Here is a 26,538-nt window from a genome sequence, read left to right as displayed (position 1 = left end):
CCCTCGCGGGTGTCTTGTTTTTGTTGTCTATGAACGAGGCACTGTTGTTGATTACTGACTTAAGTTGATGCGCCACTGCGCAAAACTTCACAGCGACATACCTGACATACTCTCCTGCTAAATAGCTCTTGGCACGCTGGGGATTCAACTTATCCAGCGGCTTTAGTAATGGTTAATACGCCGGCATCGGCATCGACCTTGACCCAGTCACCGCTGTCGATCAGCGCATAAGGGTCTTGCTCAAAATCAGTCATCGCCGGGACTCGGGTGACCACCGCACCGAGCGCCATCTTGGTGGTCATACGGGTAAACAACATGGCCGCCGGCGACACCCCATTGAGGCGCGTCATATGAAAATAAGCCGACCAACCGGAGGAGCCTTTAGCACCGGGAAACAACAGGATTTTGCCAGCGAAAGACTGACCCACCAGTTCGTGACGGCGTTCAATAACGGTGCCATCACGCTCGGAAATACCGCCCCAACCGGAGATGGTTTCGCGCGTCACCAAGGCTTCGCCTTCGGCGACACCGCCGACCACTTTGCGGCCGGTCAGGGTAATGGTGGTGCCGGGTTTCGGTTGTTCACTCATCACACCAGACCTCCGTTCCACTGGCCGGTTAGGGCCGCATCAATACATTGACCGACCGAGCCAAACCAGCCATCGATCTTGGCAATGGCAGGCAGATAATGCGCTTGCTTAGCCGAGTCCGTCGCCATCACTCGTACTCCTTCAGGCAGGCGCCGGGAAATGGCCGGACAGGTATCGCTCATCACTACGCCACCAGCGGCTTCGATCACCGCCAGATAACCATTGCGTTCAGCCACGCTTTTAATGGCGCGCGGGGTATGCACCCAGAGTTCCACATCGGCGTGGATTTTTTTGCCGCGCAATAACTGCGCAATCAAGGCCATCTGTTCGATGGAATTGTGCGGGCAGCCGAGCATGATGAAATCGACTTTGGGGTCGGTCGCGCACTGCAATTTTTCGTAGATGGCACGACGTTCAGCGGCGCCATAGCGAATAATTTCCTTGGGTTTATTGGGCCCGAACGCTTCTTCCAGAGTACGCGCTTCAGCGGTAACACCGGGGATGTGATACATCTCCACACCGCCCGATGATGCCGCCGCCGCACCGAAATGCTTCAGCTTGATCAGGTTGGGTTGATGGCTGATGTTGTGCACCACCGGCTTGTCTTCTTCGACCATTTCGCCGATGAAATAACCGAGCAAACCCCAGTCCATCATGTCATCGACTTCGATCTCCAGATCGATGCGGTAGTTGCCGTAACGGTTTTCTTTAAGGTGATAACCCCAGTAGGGAATACGGCCGGTCAATGCGGCGGCACCGGTGCTTTCTTTGCCCTCAACATTGGTGCGCGCTCCCAATACTGAGTTGCAGTAAATCACCGCTGAGGATTCCATCCATGCGCAGTGCTCTCCCAGCACCGGCACGTTGCCGACCTGGTATGGCGTACAGGTGGCGCACAAATTCACGCCGCGTTCGCCCAGGTATTTTTCAGAAGCCAATTGCATCTTCACCAGGGCTTCATCGGCGCCCTGGATGCGCCAGTTTTCGATATCGATGCCGGTGATCAACTGGGTGGTGTTGACCGCCATATGGGGGATTTCGACCACTTCATCGCTGTCGAGATTCAACTCCGAATAGACTGCATCGAAACCTTTATCGACGATGGGCTTAACCGATGGTGTCGAGGCATTAAAAGCCCCGGCGACGTTGTTGGTTTCGATCAGCCGTTCGGCACCCACGGCTTCGCCGTAGCGCACTAATAAATCCATGGCTCGCGCCTTGGCACGGCCGTTGGCGCCATCGAGCATGGCTTTTTCAAAATCAGTTAACTGCATGGTTCGCTCCGGCTGGGTTGGGCTTGGCTCTCAACAGGCTTGCTATCAGCAGGCTTGCCATCAAGAAGCATCGACCTTGGAGGCGAGCTCCTTTTCGTCCCAGCGATAATGTTGTTGTTCTACGTTTTCAGCGACGCGGCGGCGCATCTGATCCATATCGATCTGATGCACGCTGCCCGATGCTGACAGATCCAGCGCATGGGCGGCAGCCATGCCCATCGCAATGCACGGTCCCATTACACGAACGCTCGACAGCGCCGCTGAGTCGGCATCGATACAGCGTCCGGCGGCAACCAGGTTGTCGCACTCTTCGGGAATCAAACTGCCCAGCGGAATGTAATGCACGTGGTCTTCATCGAAGGTAATCCAGTGGTGGCCATCACTGTGATCGTGCAATTCGATCGGCCAGGCGGTGCGGCCAATGCTGTCGTCAAACTTCTTGCCGCTGGTCAGTTCTTCGACGGTCAAATGATGCCGACCAACAATCCAGCGGGTCTGCCGAATACCCGGCAAACCAAAGGAACGCACCCGCGCCTTGGCAAAACATTCGGGGAATTCGTGCTTTAAAAATTCAATGGCGCGACTGGCCTGCTCTTTACCCTCCAGCGCCTTGGCCGAGGCTTCGACCGGATCGAGCGGGGTTTCGATATGGGTCATGTTCATCGCTGCGATGCCGCGGCCAGGTATAATGAAACCCAAGCCTTCGCGGCGCACCAGGCCATAGCGTTCACCGCATTCTTTCATGCGCGCACCGATAACATCGCGGGTCGGCTGATGCTCTTCGTCGATGTTTTCCAATACCACCATCTGAGTACCGAAGACGCCATTTTGCTCCGGTTCACGGCACGGCAAGCCCGCTTGCCAGGCCAGAGCGGCATCGCCACTTGCATCAATAAAGCCATCGGCTTCGATGGTGACGCCGCCGTAGCGAGTCATAAAGTCGGCGCTGACCAGCCGCGAATTTTCCATGCGGGTGTCGAGCAACATAGCGCCGAGCAAGGGCGTTACCCCGGTCTCCAAGACGCTTTGTTCAATCCAACGACCGAGCGTGACTTCGTCGTAATAAACCACCGTAGTGTTAGGGCCGTGACGGTAATAAATCGACTGATCGTGACGCTCTAAGTAGCTGAGGATGTCGTCAGCAATACCGTGAGTGAACTGATAACCGTGGGTGCCGTTGGAGAACATGCCGCAGAAAGTAGCGATGATGGAATTCACCGCCTGACCGCCAAGCGCGGGTTGGCTGTCCACCATTATCACCGAGCGGCCCAACTTGGCGGCCTGCAACGCCGCCGACATACCGGCGATGCCGGCACCGACAACACAGATGTCGGCGCGCAGTGTCTTAAAACCGGAAGTCGGGGTGCGACGCAGCACCCGAGTTGCTGTACTAGGTCCAGATACCATGATTGTTATTGCCTCTGACTGCCTTTCGAACATCGCCCCGCCTCATTTTTATCGCTGTTGTTGAGGGCGGTAACGACTGTGAATAGGTCCAGACTAGCCAGCGCTATCTTTTGAAAAAAGAGTTGTTTTAAGATAACTCTTAACGCGAATCGCGAAAAATAATGACAAGACGAGGCGACAGCATGGACACCCTGACCAACCTGAAAAGCTTTCTGACCGTGGTAAGAACCGGTAGTTTCTCAGCCGCATCGCGCTCGTTAAACACCGTACCTTCGGTGATTGCCAAGCGAATCAATCAGCTAGAACACCAACTGAAAGTCACGCTGTTCAATCGTTCAACGCGAAAGCTGATGCTGACCGAAGCGGGCGAACGTTATTACCCGAGGTTGTTGGCCATCGTCACCGAAATGGACAATGCCTTGCAGGATTTAGCCAGCGCTCGTTCGCCCTTGCAGGAGCGGCTGCGCATCAAGTGCCCGACGACCCTGACCATCCAGTATTTCGGCAACATCCTGACCTCGTTCCAGAAAGCCCACCCCGGCGTCAACATGGAACTGGTGTTGATGGACCGGTCGGTGAACCCGATCGAGGAAGGTTTCGATATCGCCATCGGCGCATTGCCGTCGTCTTACGCCGATGTGATGGACATACCGCTGTGCCCGATGCCACGCATCCTCATTGCCGCACCGGACTATTTAGCGCACAGCGAGGCGCCGCAGCACCCGCGTGATCTGATCGACCACGACTGCCTGACCTTTCTGGCCACCGGCACCAGTTGGTTCTTCGACGGGCCCAGCGGCACCATCAACGTTGACGTCAAACCCCGGGTCAGCGTCAACGACAGCCTAGTGCTGATGAATGCGGTGGAGAACGGTTTGGGCATCGCCATGGTTGCCAAACACATCGCCCTGCCGAGCGTAGAGGCGGGAAAAGTAGTGCCGGTGCTGGAGGAGTTTCCGATTCCGGATTTGTGGGTCAAAGCCCTGGTGCCGCAAAACCGCCGCAGCAATCCGGCGGTGCAGGAAGCCATTCAATGGTTAAAGCAGGCTACTCAGCCGATTTCACCCTGGGAACGTACCAAGCCGCAGGCTGCTGCGGTCAATCAAACCGGTTAAGGCGACTATAATTTCAGACCGGAAATTCAATTTATTTATTTTCGTTATAACGAACATTCACCAAATGAATTAAAACTCAGGAGCCACCACTTCTTCAGCCACTTCGTTAATCAGCCGTCGCATCCAGCGGTGTGCCGGATCGTGGTGCAGCAGTGGGCTCCACACCAGCTTGAGCTGGATCGGCGGAATCTCGAAGGGTGGCGCCTTCACGACCAGCCTGGGGTTCTCCGCCTGCAATAAGGCGGCGCGCGATGGCACCGTCAGCACCAGGTCGTTCTGTTCCGAGAGCAGCATGGCGGCCTGATAGTGGCGGGTAAAAACGGTAATGCGGCGCTTTTTACCGAGTTGGCGCAAGACTTCGTCGACCCAGCCCAGGCGCTGCACATCGCCCGGATCGACACCAACGCTGACGCCAAAACCGGTCTTGGAAACCCAGACGTGCTGGGCTTCGAGGTAATTTTTCAGGCTGAAATTATCGAGAATGGGATTGTCGCGGCTGACCATGCAGCAGAAGTCGTCCTTCCAGACTGTGGTCTGGTGGAACGACTGCGGAATGGAGTTAAAGCGGTTGATCACCAGATCGACCTTGCCTTGCTCGACGTCGAAAAAGCTGACGTCGCTGGGCGTCATCAGATCGAGAATCACGCTTGGCGCAATCTCCCGCAAACGCCGTAGCAGCGGCGGAATCAGCGTCGATTCGGCGTAATCACTGACCATGATACGGAACACCCGGCCACTGGCGGCGGCGTCGAAATCGCTGCGTGGCCGCACCGCTCGTTCGATGTCCTGCAGCACGGTGCGCAGCGTCGGTTCCAACTGACGCGCTCGCTCGGTCGGCGTCATACCTTCACTGGTGCGAATCAGCAGCGGATCGTCAAACAGCACCCGCAGGCGGCGCAGGCCGTTGCTCATCGCCGGCTGGCTGATGCCCAGTTGATCGGCGGCCTTGGTGACACTGCGTTCGCGCAGCAGCACATCCAGATAGACCAGCAAATTCATGTCGATACGGTTCAGTTGCATGGCGATGTCCGTCGAAAAGGTCGCTTTATCCTAACCAAGCCAAACTCCATTCACCACAGGAATAGTGAAAATAACGATTATAAATTAGCCAAATTTTTCAACGGACCCTAAGGTGAATTTATCGACGCCGACTGATCAAAAAACAATCAAAACAATTCCGGCGCCGACGGAACCCAAAAACAACAAGCCGTATGGCAGCACAACCAAGAGGACTTCCGATGACTACCTCAACAACTGGAAACTATGATCGCCAGCAGGAAATCGATGCCATCGCACGGGATTGGGAAACCAACCCCCGCTGGAGCACCATTCGTCGCAACTACAGCGCCGAAGACGTAGTGCGGCTGCGCGGCTCGCTGAAACGCGACAACACCATCGCCACCCGCGGTGCAGAAAAACTCTGGCAACTGGTCAACGAAGGCGGCCGTCCGGAATTCCGCCCGGACAAAGACTTCGTCAACGCCATGGGCGCTTTAACCGGTGGCCAGGCGGTGCAGCAGGTCAAAGCCGGGGTGCAGGCGATTTACTTATCGGGCTGGCAGGTGGCGGCCGACGCCAACAGCTCGGAGACCATGTACCCGGACCAATCACTCTACGCCGTTGATTCGGTACCGACGGTGGTACGCCGCATCAACAACGCCTTTGAGCGCGCCGACCAGATTCAGTGGCAGGCCGGCAAACAGCCGGGCGATGCCGACTTTATCGATTACTTCGCACCCATCGTCGCCGACGCCGAAGCCGGTTTTGGCGGCGTGCTGAACGCCTATGAGCTGATGAAGAATATGATCCGCGCCGGCGCTTCCGGTGTGCATTTCGAAGATCAGCTGGCGGCGGTGAAAAAATGCGGTCATATGGGCGGCAAGGTTCTGGTGCCGACTCAGGAAGCGGTGCAGAAACTGACGGCTGCGCGTCTGGCGGCCGATGTGGAAGGCGTCCCCTCCATCATTCTGGCGCGCACCGACGCCAATGCGGCTGACCTTTTGACTTCAGATTGCGATCCGTACGACGCCCAGTTCCTCACTGGCGAGCGCACCAACGAAGGTTTCTACCGGGTACGCAACGGTATCGACCAGGCAATTTCCCGTGGCCTCGCCTACGCGCCCTACGCCGATATGCTGTGGTGCGAAACGGCAACGCCGAACCTGGACGAAGCCAAGAAATTCGCCGAAGCAGTCCGCAAGGAATTCCCGGACCAGCTATTGGCGTACAACTGCTCGCCGTCCTTCAACTGGAAGAAGAATCTGGACGACGCCACCATCGCCAAGTTCCAGACCGAGCTGTCGGCCATGGGTTACAAGTTCCAGTTCATCACCCTGGCGGGCATTCACAACATGTGGAATTCCATGTTCAACCTGGCCTACAACTACGCCCGCAAGGACATGTCGGCCTACGTCGAATTGCAGGAGCAGGAATTCCGCGATGCCGACAAGGGCTACACCTTTGTGGCGCATCAGAAGGAAGTCGGCACCGGCTACTTCGATGATATGACCACCGTCATTCAGGGTGGCAGTTCATCAGTCACAGCGCTCAAAGGTTCGACCGAAGAAGCCCAGTTCGCTTGATGCGTTTCGGCCTGTGACGGGCAGGCCAGTTCCCCTCGGCGCCGCTTGCGGCGCCTTTTCGTTGACAGTGACTTCGCGCTGCATAGACTTCAACGCATGACTATCTGGATTCACACGCCACGATTTACTGACCTCCGAGCCTTGCAAAAGGGCGCGGCGGTCTGACTTTTCCTGTCTGAAAAGCCATCTCCGAGCCCCGGTTCGGAGGATTCCAAAATACCCATCCCCTGGGAAAGCAACTTGGAATGAATTGACCAAAGCACCGCTGTTTTGGTCCTGGCTTTTTGGAGACATCATGAACACCCTTCTCACTGTCCAACAGCTTGTAGCGGCACTATCGCTGCGCGATCTGAGCAATCCCGACCATGGCCCGCACGCCATTCAATTATTGCTCGACGCCATAGCGGCACATCTTGCCGAAACTTATCAAGCGCCCTTGCAGCGGCTGCCGGTTTCGCCCTTGGTCGCGGTTAAACAGAACTACGATGCCTTAGGGTATCCGCCCGACGGACCAGCACGGGAAAGTCGTTACAGCCGTTATCTGTCCGCCGACTGGATGCTGCGTACCCAAACTTCCTCCCTGGTGCCAACCTGGCTGAAATCCTGGCCCGATAAAACTCCGCGCCGCTTAATGCTGTTGACCCACGGTCTGGTGTATCGACGCGACAGCATCGATCGGTTGCACTGCGCCGAACCGCATCAGGCCGATATCTGGGTCTTGTTACCGAGCACCGAAACCCTTGATATCCGCGCAGCAGTTAGCGATTTGCTACGCCGGGTTTTACCACAACAAGCCATCAGCCTGAGCGACTCGCCACATCCCTACACCCGCGATGGCATTCAGATGGATGCGTTGTCAGACAAGGGTGAGCTGGTGGAAATCGGCGAAGCCGGCATCATCGACCCGAAATTATTAGCGCGCTGCGGCTGGAACCCGAACAAGGTCACTGGCATTGCCATCGGTCTGGGGCTGGATCGCCTGTTGATGCTGCGCAAGGGATTGCCGGACATCCGCCTGCTGCGCAATGGCGACCCCAGAGTGGCGCAGCAGATGCTGACGCTCGATCCCTGGAAGCCGGTGTCCTGGCAACCGGCGATCGAGCGTGATCTGTCGATCGCCACCGATGAATCCATGGATGCCGAAATGCTGGGTGACCAAATCCGCGAGGCACTGCCGGAACAGGTGGATTGGCTGGAAGCGGTCAGAGTGCTCAGTGAAACGCCGGCGGCGCAGTTACCGCCACAGGCGATCGAACGGCTAGGGTTAACGGCGGGCCAGAAAAATGTGCTGGTGCGCCTGACCATTCGTCACCCAACCCGCAGTGTCACTCAGGCCGAAGCCAATGCACTGCGCAATCGGGTGTATCAGGCGATTCACCAGGGCGCGGTGATGGCCTGGGCGCAAAACTGAGCCCAACGCCTTGCCTTCAAAGAGGAGAGATCAGAGGTGAGTGGTTACTCGCTCACCTTCATAAAGTCGCGCGCCCACTGGCGGTTTTCTTCCAGCGTGGAGTAACGCACCGACAATTCCGAAGCGTCCAGAGTGCCTTCGGCAATGCCACGTTGTTCGCGCAGACAGTCGTAGGTTGCTTTGATGGCGGCAAAATAAGCCGCGTGGCCGTTGACGACGACGCGCACACCATTGCGCGCCAGACGTTCGCGGTCACGCAGTTCCGGGTTGTCGTAGGCGACCAGCATCAGCGGAATCGATAGATGCTGAGCGATCTCTTCCAGGTGCTCGAAATCTTTGATGCCGACCATGCAGATGCCATCAGCGCCGGCTTCCTGGTAGGCCTTCACCCGTTCGATAGTCGCTTCAACGCTCAACTGGCCGGCGTTGGTGCGGGCAAATATGCACATCGCCGGGTCGATGCGCGCATCCAAAGCGGCTTCGATTTTGCCAACGCCTTCATCCAGCGGAATCAGGTCGGTGGATTTGCGTCCGTATTTCGCCGGCAGCAAGGTATCTTCAATGGTCAAAGCCGCCACGCCGGCGCGTTCCAGTTCGGTAATGGTGCGCATCACGTTCAAGGCATTGCCGTAACCGTGATCCGCGTCGGCGATGATCGGCAGACGAGCGACGCGGCCGATGCGCGTGGCCTGCTCGACAAACTCACTGAGTGTGATCAACGCAAAGTCCGGTGCGGCCAGCACCTGCAGGGAAGCCACCGAGCCACCAAGAATGCCGATTTCAAAACCCAGATCCGCTGCGATACGGGCCGACATCGGGTCAAAGGTGGACGCGGTATAAAAGCACTGATCGCTGTTTAACAAAGCGCGGAAGTCGTTGCGCAGATCGTGCTGGGAAGGGGTGGCCATACTGAACTCCTGAAACGGCAAATGCATCGAAAGGAAAAGAAACGCGCATTATAGGCGCAGGGTGGCGAATCCGTCAGTCGCGAACACAGCGTTTTTACTGACGCTGGGCAATAACTGCCGTGCCTGAGCGTTAAGGAGGCTCGGATACGCTCAGTTTCATGGTATCAGCGGTCTTGCAGCGAAACGCCGGGCAGCTACAATGGCGCTCCTTTTTTGACCACCGCAGCCGAGGCCTCCATGTCCGTCCAAAACCACGATCCCCGCGAAGGCCAGCCGATTGATGGCAAGCCCGCCGGCGCGCACGGCAAAGTCGGTTTTGTCAGCCTGGGCTGTCCGAAGAACACCGTCGACTCCGAACGCATCCTCACCCAGTTGCGCGCCGAAGGTTACGACATCGTGCCGTCGTACCACGACGCCGATGTGGTCATCGTCAATACCTGTGGCTTTATCGACTCGGCAGTGCAGGAATCACTCGACACCATCGGCGAAGCGCTGGCTGAAAACGGCAAGGTGCTGGTCACCGGCTGTCTGGGTACCAAAGAAGATGACATTCGCGAAGTACACCCGAACGTATTGTCGGTCACCGGCCCCCACGCTTACGAGCAGGTGGTCAGCCAAGTGCACGAGGTGGTGCCGCCGAAGCACGATCCGTTTATTTCACTGGTGCCGGATACCGGCGTTAAGCTGACGCCCAAACACTACGCTTATTTAAAAATTTCCGAAGGCTGCAACCACAGCTGCAGCTTCTGCATCATTCCATCGTTTCGCGGCAAGCTGGTCAGCCGCCCGGTCGGGCAGGTGCTGAGCGAAGCCGAGCGGCTGGTGAAAAACGGCACCAAAGAACTGCTGGTTATTTCGCAGGACACCAGCGCTTACGGCGTCGACCTGAAATACCGCACCGATTTCTGGAACGGCAAGCCGGTGAAAACCCGGATGAAAGAACTGTGTCAGGAACTCGGCCAGCTCGATGCCTGGGTGCGGATGCACTACGTCTACCCCTACCCGCACGTCGACGACATCATTCCGTTGATGGCCGAAAACCGCATCCTGCCGTATTTGGACATTCCCTTTCAGCACGCCAGTCCATCGGTGTTAAAAGCCATGAAACGCCCGGCGCATTCGGAAAAAGTGCTAGAGCGCATTCATAAATGGCGTGAAATCTGCCCAGACATCACCTTGCGTTCTACCTTTATCGTCGGCTTCCCCGGTGAAACCGAAGCCGACTTCCAAATGCTGCTCGACTTTATGGAAGAAGCCCAGCTCGACCGCGTCGGCGCCTTCCAATATTCCAACGTCGACGGCGCTGCCTCCAAAGAACTGCCGGACCAGATCGATGAAGCGGTAAAACAGGAACGCTTCGACCGCTTTATGGCAGTTCAGCAACGCATCAGCGCCGCCAAGTTGCAGGCCAAGGTGGGCAAACGTGTTGAGGTGATCATCGATGAAGTGGTTGCCGAAGGCGCGGTTGGTCGCACCAAAGCCGACGCGCCGGACATCGATGGTCAGGTGTTTCTGGACGGTCAGACCCAGTTAAAACCGGGCGATATTCTGACCGTCGAAGTCGAAGAAGCCGACGAATACGACCTTTGGGCGCATCCGGTGGGTTGAAGCGAGCGCCCGCCATTTTCTCCAAACAACAAAAAAGCCGCTCAATGAGCGGCTTTCTTTTGTGCTGGACTCTCGTTTAACCGAGAGCCATCGGCTATTTAGATAGCAACGATGTTTTCAGCTTGAGGACCTTTCTGGCCCTGAGTGATGGTGAACTCAACTTTTTGGCCTTCAGCCAGGGTTTTGAAGCCTGAACCTTGGATGGCGCTGAAGTGAGCGAAAACGTCTGGGCCGTTTTCTTGCTCGATGAAGCCGAAGCCTTTAGTTTCGTTGAACCATTTAACGGTGCCGGTAACGGTAGCCATTGTTAGTTTTCCTGTCATATCAGAATTCATAAATGTCTGCGAGCAGACGGTTGTGCTTTAAGCGGTGCGATCACTCATGAAATCAAGACGAGGTACTAACTACTGGTAAGGACATCGAAATGGTTTGCATTTTACAAGGTCGTACTTTCAAGCGAGGATGACTATAGGACCCCTGAATGTCCTGGTCAACGCTTATTTGTAAATTAACGCCCTTCTTTTGTTTCCCTTACACCACCTGACCGGCGCACCAGCCGCTGGCCCAGGCCCACTGGAAGTTGTAGCCGCCCAGCCAACCGGTTACATCCAACACCTCGCCGATAAAATACAGACCCGAACATTGTTTGGTTTCAAAGGTTTTTGACGACACCGCCTCGGTGCTGACACCACCCAGGGTGACTTCGGCGGTGCGGTAACCTTCGGTGCCCGCCGGTACTTTTTGCCATCGGGTAAAGGCTTCGATCAGGGCATCGAGCGAGGCGCGATCCAGATCCATGACGCGTCGGTCCGCCAATTTGGCCAGGCGTTTATCGGCCACCAGCCAACTTTGCACGAAACGCGCTGGCAGCAATCGACCGAGCAGCGTCTTCAGCTCCGCCTTAGCACCTTCATCACGCCATTGCTGTAACTGTTCGGCGAGATCAACCGCCGGTAAGAAATCGATGCTGATGGCCTCGCCTTCGCGCCAGTGGCTGGAAATCTGCAGGATGGCCGGGCCGCTGAGTCCGCGATGGGTAAAGAGCAACGCATCGCTAAAGCTCTGTGAACCGCAATGTACGGTAACCGGCACCGACACCCCGGCCAGTTCACGCGCCACCGTCAACCAGTGATCGCTGAGTGTAAAAGGCACCAGTGCCGCCCGGCGCTGCGTGACTGGCAAACCGAATTGCTGGGCGATGTCGTAGCCATAGCCGGTAGCACCCAAGGTTGGAATCGACAGACCTCCGGTGGCAATCACCAGTGACTGACATCGCACCGCGCCAGCACTGGTGGCTAGTTGAAAACGATCAGGGCCGCCATCCGCTAAGGTTTCTATGGCTTCAACGCTGCATTGAGTGCGAATGTCGACACCGGCCTGTTCGCACTCGGCAATTAAAATGTCGAGCAGATCTTTGGCTTTGTCATCGCAGAAAAACTGTCCCGGTGTTTTTTCGTGATAGGCCAGCTCATAACGATCGACCAATGCCAGAAAATCCCAAGGGGTGTAACGACTCAGGGCCGACTTACAGAAATGCGGATTGGCCGATAAAAAATGCGCCGGGCTGGTATCGAGGTTGGTGAAATTACAGCGACCGCCGCCGGACATCAGTATTTTTTTGCCCACTTTTTTGGCGTGTTCAATCACCCGCACCGAGCGACCACGAGCACCTGCGGTAGCGGCGCACATCAAACCGGCGGCACCGCCACCAATGATGACTGTATCGACTTGCTGCATACCCACCCCCTTCAAGAACGGCGCGCATCATAGCCGATTTGGCCGTTGATGTACGCTGCATCCCAGCGTCCCCAGGCGTTGTTTGCCCGCTGAACGCGTGCTTGAATGTCGCCCTTTGTAACGGAGATTGATGATGCTAACCCCCACCGGGACAGGCCGTTGGCAAAGCTCGCTGACGGCGTTGGCGCCCTGGCTGTTTCTGCTGCTTTGGTCTGCGGGCTTCCCCATTGCCAAGGTGGCCTTGGCCGATGCGTCTCCTCTGGTGGTGCTGTCGCTGCGTTATGCCTTCAGTCTGCTGATTCTGTTGGTGTTGTGGGTCGTCATTCGTCCGCCCTTGCCCACCAGCGCGGCGGCCTGGCGTCACTTGGCGGTGGTCGGTTTTCTGGTGCAGGTGCTCTACTTCGGTTTGATTTACGTCTCGATGAGCCTGGGCATGTCGGCCGGGGTTTCGGCGTTAATTGTGTCATTGCAACCGCTGGTGATCGGTTTGGCCTCACCCTGGTTTCTCGGTGAAAGCGTCAGTCGGCGTCAGTGGCTGGGGCTACTGCTGGGTTTTGGCGGCACCATCCTGGTGGTGTCGGCTCAGACCGGCGCGACTTCTTTATCCTGGCTGGAATTATTGCTGGCGATCGGCTCGCTGCTCGGTATTTCCGGCGGCATGTTGTATGAGCGACGCTTTGGCACACCGCAGCATATTGTTACCGCCAACCTGGTGCAGTACAGCGTTGGTTTGATGGTCTGTGCGCCGCTGCTGTTGTTTGAAGACAGCCATTTAACGGTGACCGCCTCATTCAGTTGGGCCTTGGCTTATCTGGTGATCGGTAATTCGTTGATTGCCGTGACTCTGCTGCTGGCGCTGAGCCGGGTCGGGCGTTCTGCCAAGGTGGCATCGCTGTTCTTTCTGGTGCCACCGGGCGCGGCTTTGTTGTCATTCCTGATTCTGGGTGAACGCATCGCCTTGCTGGCTTGGCCTGGTATGTTGGTGGCGGTGGCCGGTGTCGCTCTGGCCAGCCGTAAAGGCTAGGGATTTATTCAGAGGCGCTAGGGCTCGACCCTGCCGCGCAACGCCTTGGTGCGGCCGTCTTTGGTTTTGCGGTCCATGCGTTTGTTCTGCGACGAGCGCGACGGCTTGGTCGGCTTGCGTTTTTTCACGCTGTAGCCGGCCTCCTGAATTAACGCCTGCAAGCGCGCCAGCGCATCAGCGCGGTTCTGTTCCTGGGTGCGATACTGCTGCGCCTTGATCACCACCACGCCCTCTTTGGTGATGCGTTGATCGTTACGTCGCAACAGCCGCTCTTTATAGAACGGCGGCAGGCTGGAACGTTGAATATCGAAACGCAGATGAATCGCAGAAGACACCTTATTGACGTTCTGACCACCGGCGCCTTGCGACCGGATCGCCTGCAATTCGATTTCCCAGTCGCCCAGGGTGACGGTGTTGGATATCTGTAACATGAGCTGTCGGCCAGTGGCCGGGTAAGATTTCGGCGCTATCTAAGCATTGGCGGGGGAGCAGGTAAAGGCTATAAAAAAACCGGGCCATTACTGGCCCGGTTCTGGTCACCAAAATAAACGATCAATAGGTATAAGAGACACTGGCTTCGACAGTGCGTTCGGCCCCGAACCAGCAGTTGTCGTCGTCAAAACAGGTTGCATACCGCTCATCCAGCAAGTTATTTACCGACAAGCCCAACTCAGCACCATTGAGTCGCTCGTTCAGACTGCCAAGATCATAGCCAAGGCTCATATCCATCAGCGTTGTAGACGGAACCGTATCGGTATTCTGCTCGTTCAGTTGGCTCTCACCGATGTACCGCAAACCAAGACCGACCGTGAGGCCGTCTAGAGCACCGTTATAGAAACCATAATCCGCCCAGACAGACAGCAGTTGTTCAGGCACCCAAACCGGAGTCTTGCCTTCCAGGTCAGTTTCATCTTCGGTAATTTCAACGTTCTGGTATGTATAGTTCAATGAAACCAGCAACGATTGTAGCGGCTGAACGCTGGCATCTATTTCAATACCTTGTGAACGGACTTCGCCAACCTGAATTTTATCGTAGGCACCACCATCCGGATCTGCCGCAGGTACATTTTTCTTGTCGATACGATAAAACGATACATTGGCCACAGTACGACGGTCTGCTGATTCATATTTCACACCAGCTTCCCATTGCTCACCCGTGGATGGTTCAAACGGATTATCATCTGTATCGGTGCCCGCTTCCGGTTGGAAGCTGTCCGCATAACTAATGAAGGGTGACACGCCATTAAAGTTATAAAGCGCGCCAATTCGTTTGGAAAAATTGGTCTCGTGTTGAGTTGTTGTTGTGTCGTCCAGGTTATTTTTGATTTCACTTTCAAAATCATCGTAACGAAGACCACCAATAACAATAAGATCACCCCATTCCAATTGATCCTGAATATAAACACCCAGTTGGCGCTTACTTAAGTTCTGATCGGTATAGCGAGTAAAGGTCAGTGCGTCAGGATCGATTTGATCGTGATCTGGATCGTACAAATCGATGTTTGGGGCGGCAGCATCGTCATAGGTAATACTGGCATCCGCAGAAATCAGGTCGAGACCAAACAGCAGGTTATGGTCGACTGCCCCGGTCTGCACCAGACCGGTAAACTGATTATCGAGTGTAATCGCCTGGGTTTCTTCATCCGTTGAATAGGCCCGACGGCTTAGCGTGCGATCATCTGCGGCCAAACCATTGCTATAGGTATTCTCCTGATAACCAGTGCCATCGGTGAAGCGGAAGTTATGCAGGAAGGTCCAGTTATTGTTGAAATCGTGGTTGATTTTGAAACCCGCCATCGTGGTTTCACGTTCGTATTTTTCCCAGTTTACGTCACCCGCATAGGCATCTACTGGCAAGTCGCCGTTCGCATTGTCGAGGATCACCCCCTTGGCAGGAAGCGTGCTGTAGATACCCATTTCGGGATCATTCTGGTAATAAAAATTCAAGTTGATCAGCGTGTCATCACTAACCTGCCAATCCACCGATGGTGCAACCAGCATACGTTCCATACGCGATGTTTCTGCCTGTCCATCCTGACCTCTAGCTAGGCCAACAAAGCTATACGACAACGCTGAATCGCCGATCTGCCCTTGGCTTTCCACTTTGCCTTCAAGCAAGTTTCGGCTGCCGGTTGCCAATTCAACCTGGTGTTCGGAATCAGTCGATGGCTGTTTGCCGATCATGTTGACCATGCCACCTGGAGGCATAGCGCCATAGAGCGTTGAGGTTGGTCCCTTGAATACTTCAATTTGACCAACCGCAGCCAGATCGACCTGCGCCTGATAGTTCCAACCGTCGATGTAAATCAGCGGCAGCCCATCGTAATAGTTGTAGAGGTTTTCGAAGCCACGGATGTTGTATAGCTCGAGTCGATTCACCGACCCACCACGCAATTCAGTATTTACTCCTGAAGCATAACGCAATGCACTGGAGACTGAGTCCGCATCACGCATTTCAAGCGCTTCACGGTCTAGAACGGTAATGCCCTGAGGCGTTTCCTGGGGGTCAAGAACGGTCTTGGTTGCCGTATTTCGATAGGTTTCGCCAAACACCACAACCTCATCAAGGGTATCGGTGTCGTCACTTTCGGGCTGATTGGTTTCTTCGGCCAAAGCCATGGGCGCTATAGCCATGGCCGCAATCAAGGGTAATAGTCGAAAAGGAGCTTGGGCTTGCATCAGTCGAGTCCTTTAAATAATGGGAATCAAAGACAAATAGAAACAATTCCCATTTTATAGGACGACTAGACGTTAAGACTTAACCAGATGGTGCAAGTAACGTGAGGATCAAATCCGGAACTCGGTCCTCACACGTTTGTCGGGGCGGGTTCAATCGGCACCCAATATTCCATGGCAGTGTGATCACCATTCAGCGTATTTCCCTGCGGATACACTTCAAGATCGACACCATAGAGAGCCCGATACCCGGAACCCGGCAGCCAATGACGAAGGAACCATTCCAGTGTTTTATCCAAGGCATGGATAGGCCCCTGAAATGGAATCGCTGCATATTGTTGTGCTGGAACGCTCAGCTTTTCGAAACCGGACGGTAATTCGGGTTGCCCTCGGTACTCTGCCGCAGCCCAATAAGGAAAACTCTTACCCTGATCCTTAGAGCGGCTGACTTCGAGCACGCCAAGCAAGGGACCCGCGCATTCATTAAGCGGCATGGCAGCGAGAAACTCCCGCCATAACGCGGGCACTATTGAGGAAAAGTTCGGCTGTGAGGAAAACAAGCCTTGAATGGTTTTGCTGACGCCAACCAGCTCCATGGCCGGTCGACTTTCAACACGAACCTGTAACAAGCGAGGCGTTAACTCAGCCGGCGGCAGTGGTGTGTTACCGATTCGAATGGGGGTTTTCAAACCATTACGCACACCTTTGCGACGATAATCTCCAGGCGTGCATCCAAATACCTGCTTAAAAGCTCTGTTGAAACTGATCTCTGAATCAAACCCACAATCCAGAGCGATATCCAATTGACGAGCCTTTGTGCTCAACAGTGCTTCCGCTGCACGACTGAGACGCAGCTCGCGGACATATTGAGCAACTGACAATCCCGTTTGTGCACCAAATACCCGCTGGAATTGCCAACGCGACCACCCAGCCTGACTTGCCAGGAAGTCCACTTTCAGCGGCTTTCCCAGATGTTGGTGAATGTAGGTCAACACAGCATCAAGGCGATTCTGAGCTGCACGGGTGTTGGCACCAAACATAAATTACTCAGCGTTATGAGAAGCGAAAATCATACCCAAGCATGTTATTTATGACAATCATTCTCATTTAACGATTATCAGCCGATGTCCGAATGGATTGTCTATCCCATCACAACACAACATAAACACACAGTACCCAGCGTTCCCCGGTCTACACTTCAACTTCGGGTCCCAATCAGTCTTCGGGGCTATCTTCATCACAGATCGCGTGGTAGTTGTAGTCCCCAGGACGAACGCATTGATTGCTGAATGCCCACCGTTCTGGAGCCACTGAATTCACGTTGTATCAGAGGAGCCAAGCATGTTCGACCACCGCACTTGGCAACGTTTTAGACTCGCCTCCAGCCTTTTTGCCTTACTTTGGCTGGCCCTGGGCGCCCTGGCGCTGACCACCGCAGAACTGGCCAATACCGCCCGTGCCGCCACCGAGGCCTGGCAAATGCTGGTCCGCCCGAGCGCACTCATTATCGGCGTTGCCGGCATTGCCTTGGGTCTGTGGGGTGCACGCCTGGTATTGCTGACCCGCACCGGCGGTTGCCTGCTGATGCTCGCCGGTTTGCTATTGCTGTTGATGCCGGTTCAGATTGCCGCCCTGTTCTTCGTTTTCTCCGCCACCAGCGGACTGACCGCTGCCATCCTGGCGCTGTGCATCAGCCTGGAATGGCCGGGCCTGGCCAGTTGGTTATCAACGTTGGTGACGGTGCGCTGGGGCCACTCCCGACCATCCTGACAGCTGGACACAGGGTTCCAGTCGACGGGTGGTTGATGTGACTTTCCACATCGGATCGTCGTGCCTTCTTTGCTAGACTACGCCGCCTGACTTTCCGGCGAGTCACTCCCGATTCGCCGCTGCAATCACAGTGGTTCTTCATGAAAACAACGCTCCAGTTCGCCGTCCTGATGGCGGCTACCATGGCGATGGGTCCTTTCGCCATTGACGTTTACCTGCCCGCCTTTCCGGTGATCGCGACCGACCTCGGTGTCGCTGAGTCGCAAGTTGCCCTGACCTTGAGCCTGTTTATTTTCGGCCTGGCCTTTGGTCAGATCATCGGCGGTCCGTTATCGGATCGTTATGGCCGTGCGCCAGTACTGTTAACCGGCTTGGCCATCTACGCTGTGACCGCTTTGATGGTCGCCGCCAGCAATAACCTGACCTGGATGATTACCTGGCGCGTCATTATGGCGTTTGGTTCTGGCTGGATCATGGTCAGTGTGCCGGCGCTGGTGCGCGACAATGCTCATGGCAAGGAAGCGGCGCGACTGTTTTCGCTGGTAGCGTTGATTATGTTTATCGCCCCGGCATTGGCGCCGACGCTGGGTTCCCTGCTGCTGTGGGTTGGCGACTGGTCGCTGATCTTCTGGTTTATCGCCGTCTACTGTGTGCTGGTTGGGGTTCTACTGTGGTTCAAGCTGCTGCGTCATCTGCCCAAGCGTGAGATCAAACATGAGCCGGTCGGCAAGTTGCTGACCAACTATGCGCAGGTACTGATGCACCCTATCGCTTGGCGCCACATCGTCATTCAGGCGCTGGGTTTCAGCGTGCTGATGCTCTTTGTCACCCACGCGTCCTTTATGTATCAGGGCTGGTTTGGTCTGAACAACGCTCAGTTCTCGGCAGCCTTCGCCACCGGCGTTGGTCTGATGGGGGTGATGGGCATCATCAACCGCCGTTTGCTGCTCACCTACACCCCGGTGCAGTTGTTGAAAATTGCCGTCAGTCTGCAATTAGTCGCGCTGATTCTGATGAACATCTTCCTGGCCTTTAACAGCAGCAGCTTGTGGTCCTTCCTGCCGATGATGGTCATTGTCGGTGGCACCGTTGGCGCCATCGCCCCGAATAACCAGGCCGCTTATCTGGAATATTTCAGTCAGCTCAGCGGCACTGCCAGTGCCTTGATTGGCGCTTTGCAGTTTGTTGTCTCCGGCACCGTGACCACCCTGTCCACCTTGCTGGTCGACGGCTCGATCACCCGCATCACTCTGGCCATGTTGCTGATTTGTGTGCCCACCTGTCTGGCCACCTTGAGCCTGCCGCGCGCGCAGCCTTTACCGGAAGTGCCGGCACGCTAAACGTTTCCTGAAGCTGGCGGGTTTGAAGCCCGCCGCGCTTTTGCCCAGACTGGCAGCATTCCTGTTTGCTGGAGAAACAATGAGTGCTCTGCCAATAACCCAACTGATCGCCCCCACCGATCGCCTCGATCTCGGTATCGGCCAGCCCGATCCGGCGTTTCTGCCTATTGGCCTGTTCGATCAACTGCGCGCCGATCCGTTATCGCTCGCCTATGGCGCGCCGGCTGGCGATGGTCGCTTTCGCATCGCCCTGGCAACCTGGCTGACAGAGCACTACCCGGTTACCGTCGCCGCCGACAACCTGCTGATCACCAACGGCTCGACCAATGCGCTGGATCGCATCTGCGCCAGCTTTGCCCGACCCGGCGATACCGTTCTGGTCGATGACCCAACCTACTTTATCGCGCGCAGCCTGCTGGCCGATCATGAACTGACCTTAGTTCCCATCCCGCGCGATGACGACGGCCCGGACCCAGAGGCACTGAGCACGCTGATCGATCAACACAAGCCGGCTTTTTGTTACTGCATCCCGACGTTTCACAACCCCACTGGCCACACAGTATCGACTGAACGGCGCCAACAGCTGGTGGCCGTCGCTCGCCAGAGCGGTTGCCCGCTGGTGGCCGATGAGGTGTATCAACTGCTGCATTTTGATACGCCGCCGCCACCGCCGCTGGCGAGTTTCGATGCCCGGGCGCCGGTTATTTCCATCGGCAGTTTTTCCAAGATACTGGCGCCTGGATTGCGTTTGGGCTGGATTCAGACCAACCCCGATTTACTCGACAAACTGACGCAGTCGGCCGTGTTCAACAGTGGCGGCGGCCTCAATCCCTTTACTTCGGCATTAGTGCAACCACTGCTGCAGGATGGTCGCCTGAACGCTCATCTTCTGCAGTTGCGTCAACAATTAACCCGCCGCTGTCAGACTCTGGTCACAGCGCTGCATCAGGAAATGGGCGAAGCGATTCGCTTTACCGCGCCCCAAGGCGGTTATTTTATCTGGGCGAAATTAAACCAGCCGGTCAACAGCGAAACTCTGCTGCCTGAAGCGATAGCCGCCGGCGCTGGCTTTTTGCCCGGCGCTCGTTTTTCAGCCGAAGCCGATAACCATTCGGCGTTGCGACTCTGTTTCGCTTACTACGCTGAAGAGCAACTGGTCGAGGCAGTGCGGCGACTGGCCCGCGTCATTCGCTAACCACCACTAAAACCAGGGCGACCAGAGTTGATCCAGCTCTGCGCTGGCGGGCCCGGCACTTTGCTCTGGGTTGGCCGCCAGCTCAGCCAAAGCAGCCAAGACTCTATCCAGGTCAGCGGTGGTGTTCATCGGATGGAAACTCAGCCGTACCCAGCCTGGACGAGCGTCCATATCACCCTGTTCCAGACGCTCGCTGAAAGCGCGGCTGGCCGCGCGGTCGATGCCCAGCAGATGATGGCCATAGGTGCCAGCGCAGCTGCAACCGCCGCGCGCTTCAATGCCATAGTCGTGACTCAGACGGCGCACCGCTTGTGAATAGTGCACACCGTCGATCAATACCGAGAACACCGACAAACGCTGGCGGTGTTGATCAGCCAACAGCTGCACCCCCTCAAGCCGATCAAGCCCGGCGAGAAAATAAGCGTTCAATTGCGCTTCGCGTTCGGCCATGGCAACCACACCGATCTCGGCTTTTAACTGCATCGCCAAACCCGCTTTCAAACCCTGCAAAATACCCGGCGTACCACCGCTTTCGCGGCGTTCGATGTCGCGGATAAAACGATGTTCACCCCAGGGATTGGTCCACACCACTGTGCCGCCACCGGCCATATCCGGAACGCGGTTGGCGTAGAGTGCGCGGTTAAATACCAGCACGCCGCTGGAACCCGGGCCACCGAGAAACTTGTGCGGCGAGAAAAACACCGCGTCCAACGGTTCGTCATCAACCGGGTGCATATCGATGTCGACATAGGGCGCAGCGCAGGCGAAATCGACCCAGCAATAACCACCATGCTGATGCATCAGTCGGGCAATCTGCCGATACGGAGAGGCAATGCCGGTCACATTGCTGGCGGCGGTGACCGACGCATAACGCGGACGCGAATCCGGCAGATCCGCCAGATCGTTAGCCAGCCAGTCGAGTGATACACCACCATCGGCATCCGCAGGAATAACCCGCACTTCGGCCAGGCTTTCCAGCCAGAGTGTCTGGTTGGAGTGATGCTCCATATGGGTGACGTAGATCAGCGGACGCCGTTCCTGCGGCAGGCTTAATGCGGCGCGATGCCGTTCATGCACCCACAGACCGAGCAGCCGGCTGAGCTTGGCCGCAGCGCCCGTCATGCCATCGCCACAAAACAGTACGACATCGTCCTCGGCCGCGCCCACACCGCGACGAATCTGTTCGCGCGCCTGCTCTAACGCCGCCGTCATGCTGCGACCACTGAGGCTGGCCTCACTGTGGGTATTGGCCATCCAAGGCGCGGCCACATCGATCAGACGTTCTTCCAAGGGCCGGTACAGTCGACCGCTGGCCGTCCAGTCAGCATAGAGGCGGTTATCGGGCAGGTTGATGGTGTTATCGCGCAGCGTCTGCCAACGATCGGTGCGGGGGTTGAGGGCAAGCGTCATGGCCGGTTCCGTTAATAAAGTGGGTGAACCAGTATCGCTCGCTGCTGATCAATAAATTTGCCAAATTTTTCAGCCGACCGCTGATAATTAGCGTATATTTTCTACAAATTATATCCTTAATGGTTTTTTATGCCCGACAGCACCGACTTAGCCATACTGCGTTTGCTGCAACAGGACGCAACGCTTTCAGTTCAAGCCATTGCCGAACGCATCCACCTGACCACCAGCCCCTGCTGGCGCCGCATTCAGGCACTGGAAGCCGGCGGCTATATCCGCCGTCGGGTGGCGCTGTTGAACCGCCAGCCGCTGGCGCTGGGGGTGGATGTCTTTGTGTTTATCCGCACCAACGAACACAACGATGCCTGGCTGGACGACTTCACCGAAACGGTGATCGCCCTGCCAGAAATCGTCGAGGCTTATCGGATGAGTGGTGAAGTGGATTACTTGCTGCGCGTCGTCGTCGGCGATATTTCCGCTTACGACCGCTTTTATAAACGCCTGGTCAGTCGTATCAAATTAGCCGACGTCAGCTCCAGCTTTGCCATGGAGCAACTCAAGTACACCACCGAGTTGCCCATCTGATTCAACAGCAAGCGCTACTCGGTATGACCGCGCGTCAACGCCAGAAAGCCTCCGAGCGATAACAGCAACACGCCCGAGCCAAACAAAATGGCAACCGGATAATAAAGATTGCCGGCCAAATCCAATTGACTGTACTTAATGATCATAATCAGTGCTTCCAACACCAACGCAATACAAACAGTGCCGACAAAACGGGTAATGGTGCGGCGAATATTGGTGTAGACATTTTCGCTGCTGTCTTCACTGCTGTATTCCTTGCTGATGCCGGCGCCCAGTTCAAACATCGCCAAAGCAATCACCAGCGTATTAATGGCGCGCACCACGGTCGAAATCATTTCCCCGGTATCGAATATATCGGAGACCAAATTAAACAAACTCGACAGCGCCATTATCAACGCCAGCGCAAAAAATATGTTGGAAAATAAACCCGCCATCAGGCGTTTGTATAAACGCATCCCGCTTTCACGGCGCAGTCTGGATGACGCTGGATAAGAGGTTTCGGTTGTTATATCGGTGACGGACGGTTGGGTGTGTCCCGGAGCAGCGTTTGAGAAAACAGCATCGCCGCCTGAGCTCGTTACTTCGGTCATTGCAGTGGGTCCATGTGAATGCAGCTGCGATTTTAGTGAGCCTGTGGCGTGCCGCCATCAAGGTTCTGTAAAGGATTTACCGGCTTTCTCAAAGCGTGAACCCGGACACAGGGTTAGGCAATTCAATAACCGGTGTCGCATCTGTCCCCTCTCTGCCTTGCGTTATTCCCAGTCCTTCTATACTGAAAATCAGCAAAAAAATGCCTGATGGCAATTTCACTGTGGAGGCCTGCCCTGCAGGGACCGATCTATGTTTGAAAACCTCAAGACTCGTACGCGGCTGAATGTCGGTTTTGGCATTTTGACGGCTGGTTTAATTCTGGTTGTTGCACTGAGTACTTTCATTATCTGGCGCTTTAATGATCAGGTCAGTCGCATCTCCAACGAACACGCTCCTGCCCAGGGTTTTCTGCTCAATGCGGACCGCGATTTACAACAGGCGCTGGTGGCCGAACGCAGCCTGCTGGTACTTGAACCTGACAGCGAAGCCTTCGCAGAACAGCGTGAGTCGCACCAGGAAAACATTCAACAGGCGCACGATCGCGTTCTGCGCTACGCCAGTTTGGTTAACAACACCACATCCAATCAATTGGTTGAGCAGTATCTTGATCTGGAAACCCAGTGGCAGCAAAGCACAATGACATTGGTCAGTACTTTGCAATCAACGACATCGCCACTGGTCCGTTCACGCTTGATTGATCGCAGCCTCAGCGAGGTCGACGAACAGTTCAATACCATGCGCAATGTCATTGATGAAATCGGTAACGAATTAACCCTGTTGCTGCAGCGCGAAACGGCTCATGCCGAATCCAGCTATCAATTATCGCTGGCCGTGTTACTGGTGATCAGTCTGATCATGGTCATCATTGCGCTCATTTTATCGGTGCGTATCAGCCGCGGAATTCTGTCCGAATTGGGTGGTGAACCCAAAGCCGCCGCAGAAATTTCCCGGCAGATTGCCAATGGTAATCTGGACATTCCCATCGCGGTAAAAGACGGTGACGACAACAGTATCTTGGCGGCATTGCAGGTGGTACGCAGCCGCATCAATGATTTAATCGCTGAAATGAATCGCATGTCGAACGCTCATGCCAAGGGTGAAATCGATGTGCTGATCGATGCCAAACAATTCGGTGGCGCTTATCGCACCATGGCTGAAGGTTTGAACCAGATGGTGCAAGGTCACATCATTGATCAGCGCACCGCTCTCGATTGCATTGAAGCTTTTGGCGCTGGCGAAATGGATGCACCTCTGGCGCCCTTCCCGGGCAAGAAAGTCTTTATCAACACCACCATCGAAAAAGTACGCAGCAATATCAAAGCGCTGATTGATGACACCAATAAACTGGTCGAAGCTGCCGTCGAAGGTGAACTGAATGTGCGCGCCGACGAAGCCGTGCATCAGGGTGATTTCCGTCGCATCGTCGCCGGCCTGAACAGCGTCATGAATGCCTTTGCCGAGCCCATTGATGAAATCACCATCATGATGCAGGCGCTGGAACAGGGCGACTTGACGCAGACACTGCAAGGCACAGCTTACCGGGGCCGGCTTAAGGATTTGCAAAATTCAATCAATGCGACCCTGGCGCAGTTAAATAAAACCATTCAGGAAGTTTTGCAGTCCGCCGCCAAACTGGGCACGGCGGCTTCGAGCCTGAACAGCACGTCGCGCCGCTTAAGTCAGTCAACCTTGGACCAGGCAGCGAATGTCGAAGAAACAACGGCGTCCATCGAAGAGATGTCCGGGTCCATTGATAAGAACGCCAAGAATGCTCAAACCACCGAAAGCATTGCTCAGCAATTAACGGTGGAAGCCGAAAAAGGCAGTGAGGCGGTTGACCGAACCATAGCGGCAATGAAAAAAATTGCCGAGAAAATCAGCATCATCGACAACATTGCCTACCAGACTAATCTATTAGCCTTAAACGCCACTGTTGAAGCCACCAAAGCGGGCAATCACGGTCGTGGTTTTGCGGTTGTTGCGGCCGAGGTGCGACGCCTGGCCGAGCAAAGCCAGGGTGCTTCACAGGAGATTGGTCAGGCTGCTAAGCACAGCGTTGAATTGTCGGAAACCGCCGGGCAATTATTTGCCGATATCGTACCGACGATTCAGAAAACCTTTGAGTTGGTGCGTGAGGTGTCGGTGGCTTCTGGCGAACAATCAGGGGCTACCCGGCAGATTAATTCGGCCATGGAGCAGATGAGTTCCATCACACAATCCAATGCCGATGCGGCCGAAAATCTGACCAGTTCGGCGGGTGAGTTGAGTGAGCAGGCCGAACACCTGCGTTCGGTTATGGCGTTCTTCCGCACCCGGCAGGCGTTGCCGTCGCACTAGGAAATGACCAGAGCGGAGCGTCCGTCGTCTGCTGGCCGTGCACTTTTTTGCAAGGGCTGCAGACGATGGGCAAACTTTGCCAATCGTTGTCCCAGATAATAAGCCGTGGCCACATCATCGTGATGCAGGCGACCATTTTCCGATCTCGCTACCACGCCTTGCTGGGAACCCAGCCGATTTAACCCGGCCGCATTGTATTGACTGGCCATATCCAGATTGACCCAGACCAGACCCAACTGACTGGCCAGAATATTGAAGTAACCGAGCGTTGCTGACTGATCGCCATTTTCACTGCCACCGACGGTAAAACCTGCGGCCGCCTTACCCGACCACAGCTGATCGGTATAACGCGGTCCGGAAGTGGCGTCGGCAAAGGCTTTAAATTGCGCGGCCGGTCCACCCATGTAAGTCGGTGACCCAAAAGCGATGGCATCGACCTGATCCAACTGCTCCAACAAGGCTGAATTTTGATAGCGCCCCTCAAGGATATGACGACCTTCAATGGGCAACAAAACAGCTTCGCTATCGGCCAAAGCGTCCACGCCTTCGGCCAACGCCGTTGCTAACTGCTGCAGCGTTTTTCCAGCCGAAAAATAGACGATACCAACGCGAGTCATTTTGAGGGTCCTTTGGTTGAAAAGAGGGAGACGCTTGGGCGTTTCGCGCCGGGAGACGGGAGACGCTTAAAGATAAGATCAAAACCGTCGCTCCTATCCTGCGTCTCCCGTTCAGCGTCCAGCAAAAATTTCGCCGTTATTTGGCGAAATTTTCATTGGCAAATTCCCAGTTCACCAACTTCCAGAACGCCGCCAGATAATCCGGGCGAGAGTTGCGGTAGTCGATGTAGTAGGCGTGTTCCCAAACGTCGACGGTCAGCAGCGGAGTCTGGCCGCTGGTGATCGGAGTGCCGGCGTCGTCGGTGTTGACGATTTCGACCGAGCCGTCAGCGTTTTTCACCAGCCAGGTCCAGCCTGAACCGAA

The 26,538-nt window shown here is 55.6% G+C and carries 24 protein-coding genes; 10 read left to right on the top strand and 14 right to left on the bottom strand.

What is annotated here, in order from left to right; genetic code table 11:
- Window positions 1-149 precede the first annotated feature (149 nt).
- The 3 genes from ABMA60_RS15965 to ABMA60_RS15955 are packed head-to-tail and all read right to left on the bottom strand — an operon-like array spanning window position 150 to window position 3,271.
- Window positions 150-590, bottom strand: a complete 441-nt coding sequence (locus ABMA60_RS15965; protein WP_392805092.1) for an aconitase X swivel domain-containing protein — start codon at window positions 588-590, stop codon at window positions 150-152.
- Window positions 590-1,864, bottom strand: coding sequence for an aconitase X (locus ABMA60_RS15960; protein WP_392805089.1), 1,275 nt, complete (start codon window positions 1,862-1,864; stop codon window positions 590-592). Before ABMA60_RS15960 ends, ABMA60_RS15965 begins: the two co-directional genes overlap by 1 nt.
- 60 nt (window positions 1,865-1,924) lie before the next feature.
- A complete protein-coding gene (locus ABMA60_RS15955; protein WP_392805086.1) occupies window positions 1,925-3,271 on the bottom strand; it encodes an FAD-dependent oxidoreductase in 1,347 nt (448 codons plus the stop codon).
- Between the two features lie 182 nt (window positions 3,272-3,453).
- Between ABMA60_RS15955 and ABMA60_RS15950 the strand changes: the two genes are divergently transcribed.
- On the top strand, window positions 3,454-4,386 hold the full coding sequence (locus ABMA60_RS15950; protein ID WP_392805083.1) for a LysR family transcriptional regulator: 933 nt from the start codon (window positions 3,454-3,456) through the stop codon (window positions 4,384-4,386).
- A gap of 69 nt (window positions 4,387-4,455) precedes the next feature.
- On the opposite strand, the gene ABMA60_RS15945 is transcribed toward ABMA60_RS15950, so the two are convergent.
- Window positions 4,456-5,406, bottom strand: coding sequence for a LysR family transcriptional regulator (locus tag ABMA60_RS15945; RefSeq protein WP_392805080.1), 951 nt, complete (start codon window positions 5,404-5,406; stop codon window positions 4,456-4,458).
- A 218-nt stretch (window positions 5,407-5,624) separates the two neighbouring features.
- On the opposite strand from ABMA60_RS15945, the gene aceA reads away from it, so the two are divergent.
- A complete protein-coding gene (gene aceA / locus ABMA60_RS15940) occupies window positions 5,625-6,968 on the top strand; it encodes an isocitrate lyase (protein ID WP_392805077.1) in 1,344 nt (447 codons plus the stop codon).
- A gap of 295 nt (window positions 6,969-7,263) precedes the next feature.
- Window positions 7,264-8,379, top strand: coding sequence for a hypothetical protein (locus tag ABMA60_RS15935; protein WP_392805073.1), 1,116 nt, complete (start codon window positions 7,264-7,266; stop codon window positions 8,377-8,379).
- Window positions 8,380-8,423: 44 nt separating this feature from the next.
- Here ABMA60_RS15935 and ABMA60_RS15930 read toward each other — a convergent pair whose 3' ends face one another.
- Complete coding sequence (locus ABMA60_RS15930; protein ID WP_392805070.1) at window positions 8,424-9,287, bottom strand: oxaloacetate decarboxylase; 864 nt, start codon at window positions 9,285-9,287, stop codon at window positions 8,424-8,426.
- A gap of 237 nt (window positions 9,288-9,524) precedes the next feature.
- Between ABMA60_RS15930 and rimO the strand changes: the two genes are divergently transcribed.
- Window positions 9,525-10,895, top strand: a complete 1,371-nt coding sequence (gene rimO, locus ABMA60_RS15925) for a 30S ribosomal protein S12 methylthiotransferase RimO (RefSeq protein WP_392805067.1) — start codon at window positions 9,525-9,527, stop codon at window positions 10,893-10,895.
- A 98-nt stretch (window positions 10,896-10,993) separates the two neighbouring features.
- On the opposite strand, the gene ABMA60_RS15920 is transcribed toward rimO, so the two are convergent.
- On the bottom strand, window positions 10,994-11,200 hold the full coding sequence (locus ABMA60_RS15920) for a cold-shock protein (RefSeq protein ID WP_108125007.1): 207 nt from the start codon (window positions 11,198-11,200) through the stop codon (window positions 10,994-10,996).
- A gap of 226 nt (window positions 11,201-11,426) precedes the next feature.
- On the bottom strand, window positions 11,427-12,632 hold the full coding sequence (locus ABMA60_RS15915; protein ID WP_392805065.1) for an NAD(P)/FAD-dependent oxidoreductase: 1,206 nt from the start codon (window positions 12,630-12,632) through the stop codon (window positions 11,427-11,429).
- 130 nt (window positions 12,633-12,762) lie between these two features.
- Here ABMA60_RS15915 and ABMA60_RS15910 point away from each other — a divergent pair, with 130 nt between their 5' ends.
- Entirely contained in the window at window positions 12,763-13,656 is an 894-nt protein-coding gene (locus ABMA60_RS15910) for a DMT family transporter (protein WP_392805061.1), read from the top strand.
- Between the two features lie 17 nt (window positions 13,657-13,673).
- On the opposite strand, the gene arfB is transcribed toward ABMA60_RS15910, so the two are convergent.
- The 3 genes from arfB to ABMA60_RS15895 form a co-directional block, all read right to left on the bottom strand.
- A complete protein-coding gene (gene arfB / locus ABMA60_RS15905) occupies window positions 13,674-14,087 on the bottom strand; it encodes an alternative ribosome rescue aminoacyl-tRNA hydrolase ArfB (protein ID WP_392805057.1) in 414 nt (137 codons plus the stop codon).
- A 121-nt stretch (window positions 14,088-14,208) separates the two neighbouring features.
- Window positions 14,209-16,335, bottom strand: coding sequence for a TonB-dependent siderophore receptor (locus ABMA60_RS15900; RefSeq protein WP_392805055.1), 2,127 nt, complete (start codon window positions 16,333-16,335; stop codon window positions 14,209-14,211).
- A 128-nt stretch (window positions 16,336-16,463) separates the two neighbouring features.
- Window positions 16,464-17,372: a helix-turn-helix domain-containing protein gene (locus tag ABMA60_RS15895; protein WP_392805052.1), complete on the bottom strand. Its 909-nt coding sequence runs from the start codon at window positions 17,370-17,372 to the stop codon at window positions 16,464-16,466.
- Between the two features lie 301 nt (window positions 17,373-17,673).
- Here ABMA60_RS15895 and ABMA60_RS15890 point away from each other — a divergent pair, with 301 nt between their 5' ends.
- The 3 genes from ABMA60_RS15890 to ABMA60_RS15880 all read left to right on the top strand — a co-directional run bounded on the left by ABMA60_RS15890 (window position 17,674) and on the right by ABMA60_RS15880 (window position 20,637).
- The gene (locus ABMA60_RS15890) at window positions 17,674-18,102 is read left to right on the top strand and encodes a hypothetical protein (RefSeq protein WP_392805050.1); all 429 of its coding nucleotides are present in this window, start codon (window positions 17,674-17,676) and stop codon (window positions 18,100-18,102) included.
- Window positions 18,103-18,242: 140 nt separating this feature from the next.
- On the top strand, window positions 18,243-19,442 hold the full coding sequence (locus ABMA60_RS15885) for a multidrug effflux MFS transporter (protein WP_392805047.1): 1,200 nt from the start codon (window positions 18,243-18,245) through the stop codon (window positions 19,440-19,442).
- A gap of 79 nt (window positions 19,443-19,521) precedes the next feature.
- A complete protein-coding gene (locus ABMA60_RS15880; RefSeq protein WP_392805045.1) occupies window positions 19,522-20,637 on the top strand; it encodes a PLP-dependent aminotransferase family protein in 1,116 nt (371 codons plus the stop codon).
- Window positions 20,638-20,643: 6 nt separating this feature from the next.
- On the opposite strand, the gene ABMA60_RS15875 is transcribed toward ABMA60_RS15880, so the two are convergent.
- Window positions 20,644-22,047 (bottom strand): aminotransferase class V-fold PLP-dependent enzyme, encoded by a 1,404-nt coding sequence (locus ABMA60_RS15875; protein ID WP_392805042.1) that lies wholly within the window; start codon window positions 22,045-22,047, stop codon window positions 20,644-20,646.
- A gap of 129 nt (window positions 22,048-22,176) precedes the next feature.
- Here ABMA60_RS15875 and ABMA60_RS15870 point away from each other — a divergent pair, with 129 nt between their 5' ends.
- A complete protein-coding gene (locus tag ABMA60_RS15870; protein WP_392805039.1) occupies window positions 22,177-22,629 on the top strand; it encodes an Lrp/AsnC family transcriptional regulator in 453 nt (150 codons plus the stop codon).
- 14 nt (window positions 22,630-22,643) lie between these two features.
- Here ABMA60_RS15870 and ABMA60_RS15865 read toward each other — a convergent pair whose 3' ends face one another.
- Entirely contained in the window at window positions 22,644-23,084 is a 441-nt protein-coding gene (locus tag ABMA60_RS15865) for a hypothetical protein (protein ID WP_392805037.1), read from the bottom strand.
- 385 nt (window positions 23,085-23,469) lie between these two features.
- Here ABMA60_RS15865 and ABMA60_RS15860 point away from each other — a divergent pair, with 385 nt between their 5' ends.
- On the top strand, window positions 23,470-25,557 hold the full coding sequence (locus tag ABMA60_RS15860) for a methyl-accepting chemotaxis protein (RefSeq protein ID WP_392805034.1): 2,088 nt from the start codon (window positions 23,470-23,472) through the stop codon (window positions 25,555-25,557).
- Here the strand turns inward: ABMA60_RS15860 and ABMA60_RS15855 are convergent.
- Together ABMA60_RS15855 and ABMA60_RS15850 are read right to left on the bottom strand one after the other, a co-directional pair.
- A complete protein-coding gene (locus ABMA60_RS15855) occupies window positions 25,554-26,174 on the bottom strand; it encodes a flavodoxin family protein (protein ID WP_392805031.1) in 621 nt (206 codons plus the stop codon). The two genes, ABMA60_RS15860 and ABMA60_RS15855, sit on opposite strands and share 4 nt — an antisense overlap.
- Window positions 26,175-26,310: 136 nt before the next feature.
- Window positions 26,311-26,538 (bottom strand): superoxide dismutase (locus ABMA60_RS15850; RefSeq protein ID WP_392805028.1); only part of this gene is annotated, 228 nt, incomplete at its 5' end.

This window comes from Saccharospirillum sp. HFRX-2 (assembly GCF_043196805.1).
Taxonomy (GTDB): domain Bacteria; phylum Pseudomonadota; class Gammaproteobacteria; order Pseudomonadales; family Natronospirillaceae; genus Saccharospirillum.
Note: the sequence above shows the minus strand (reverse complement) of the source record. Positions and strands in the feature narration are given on the sequence as shown.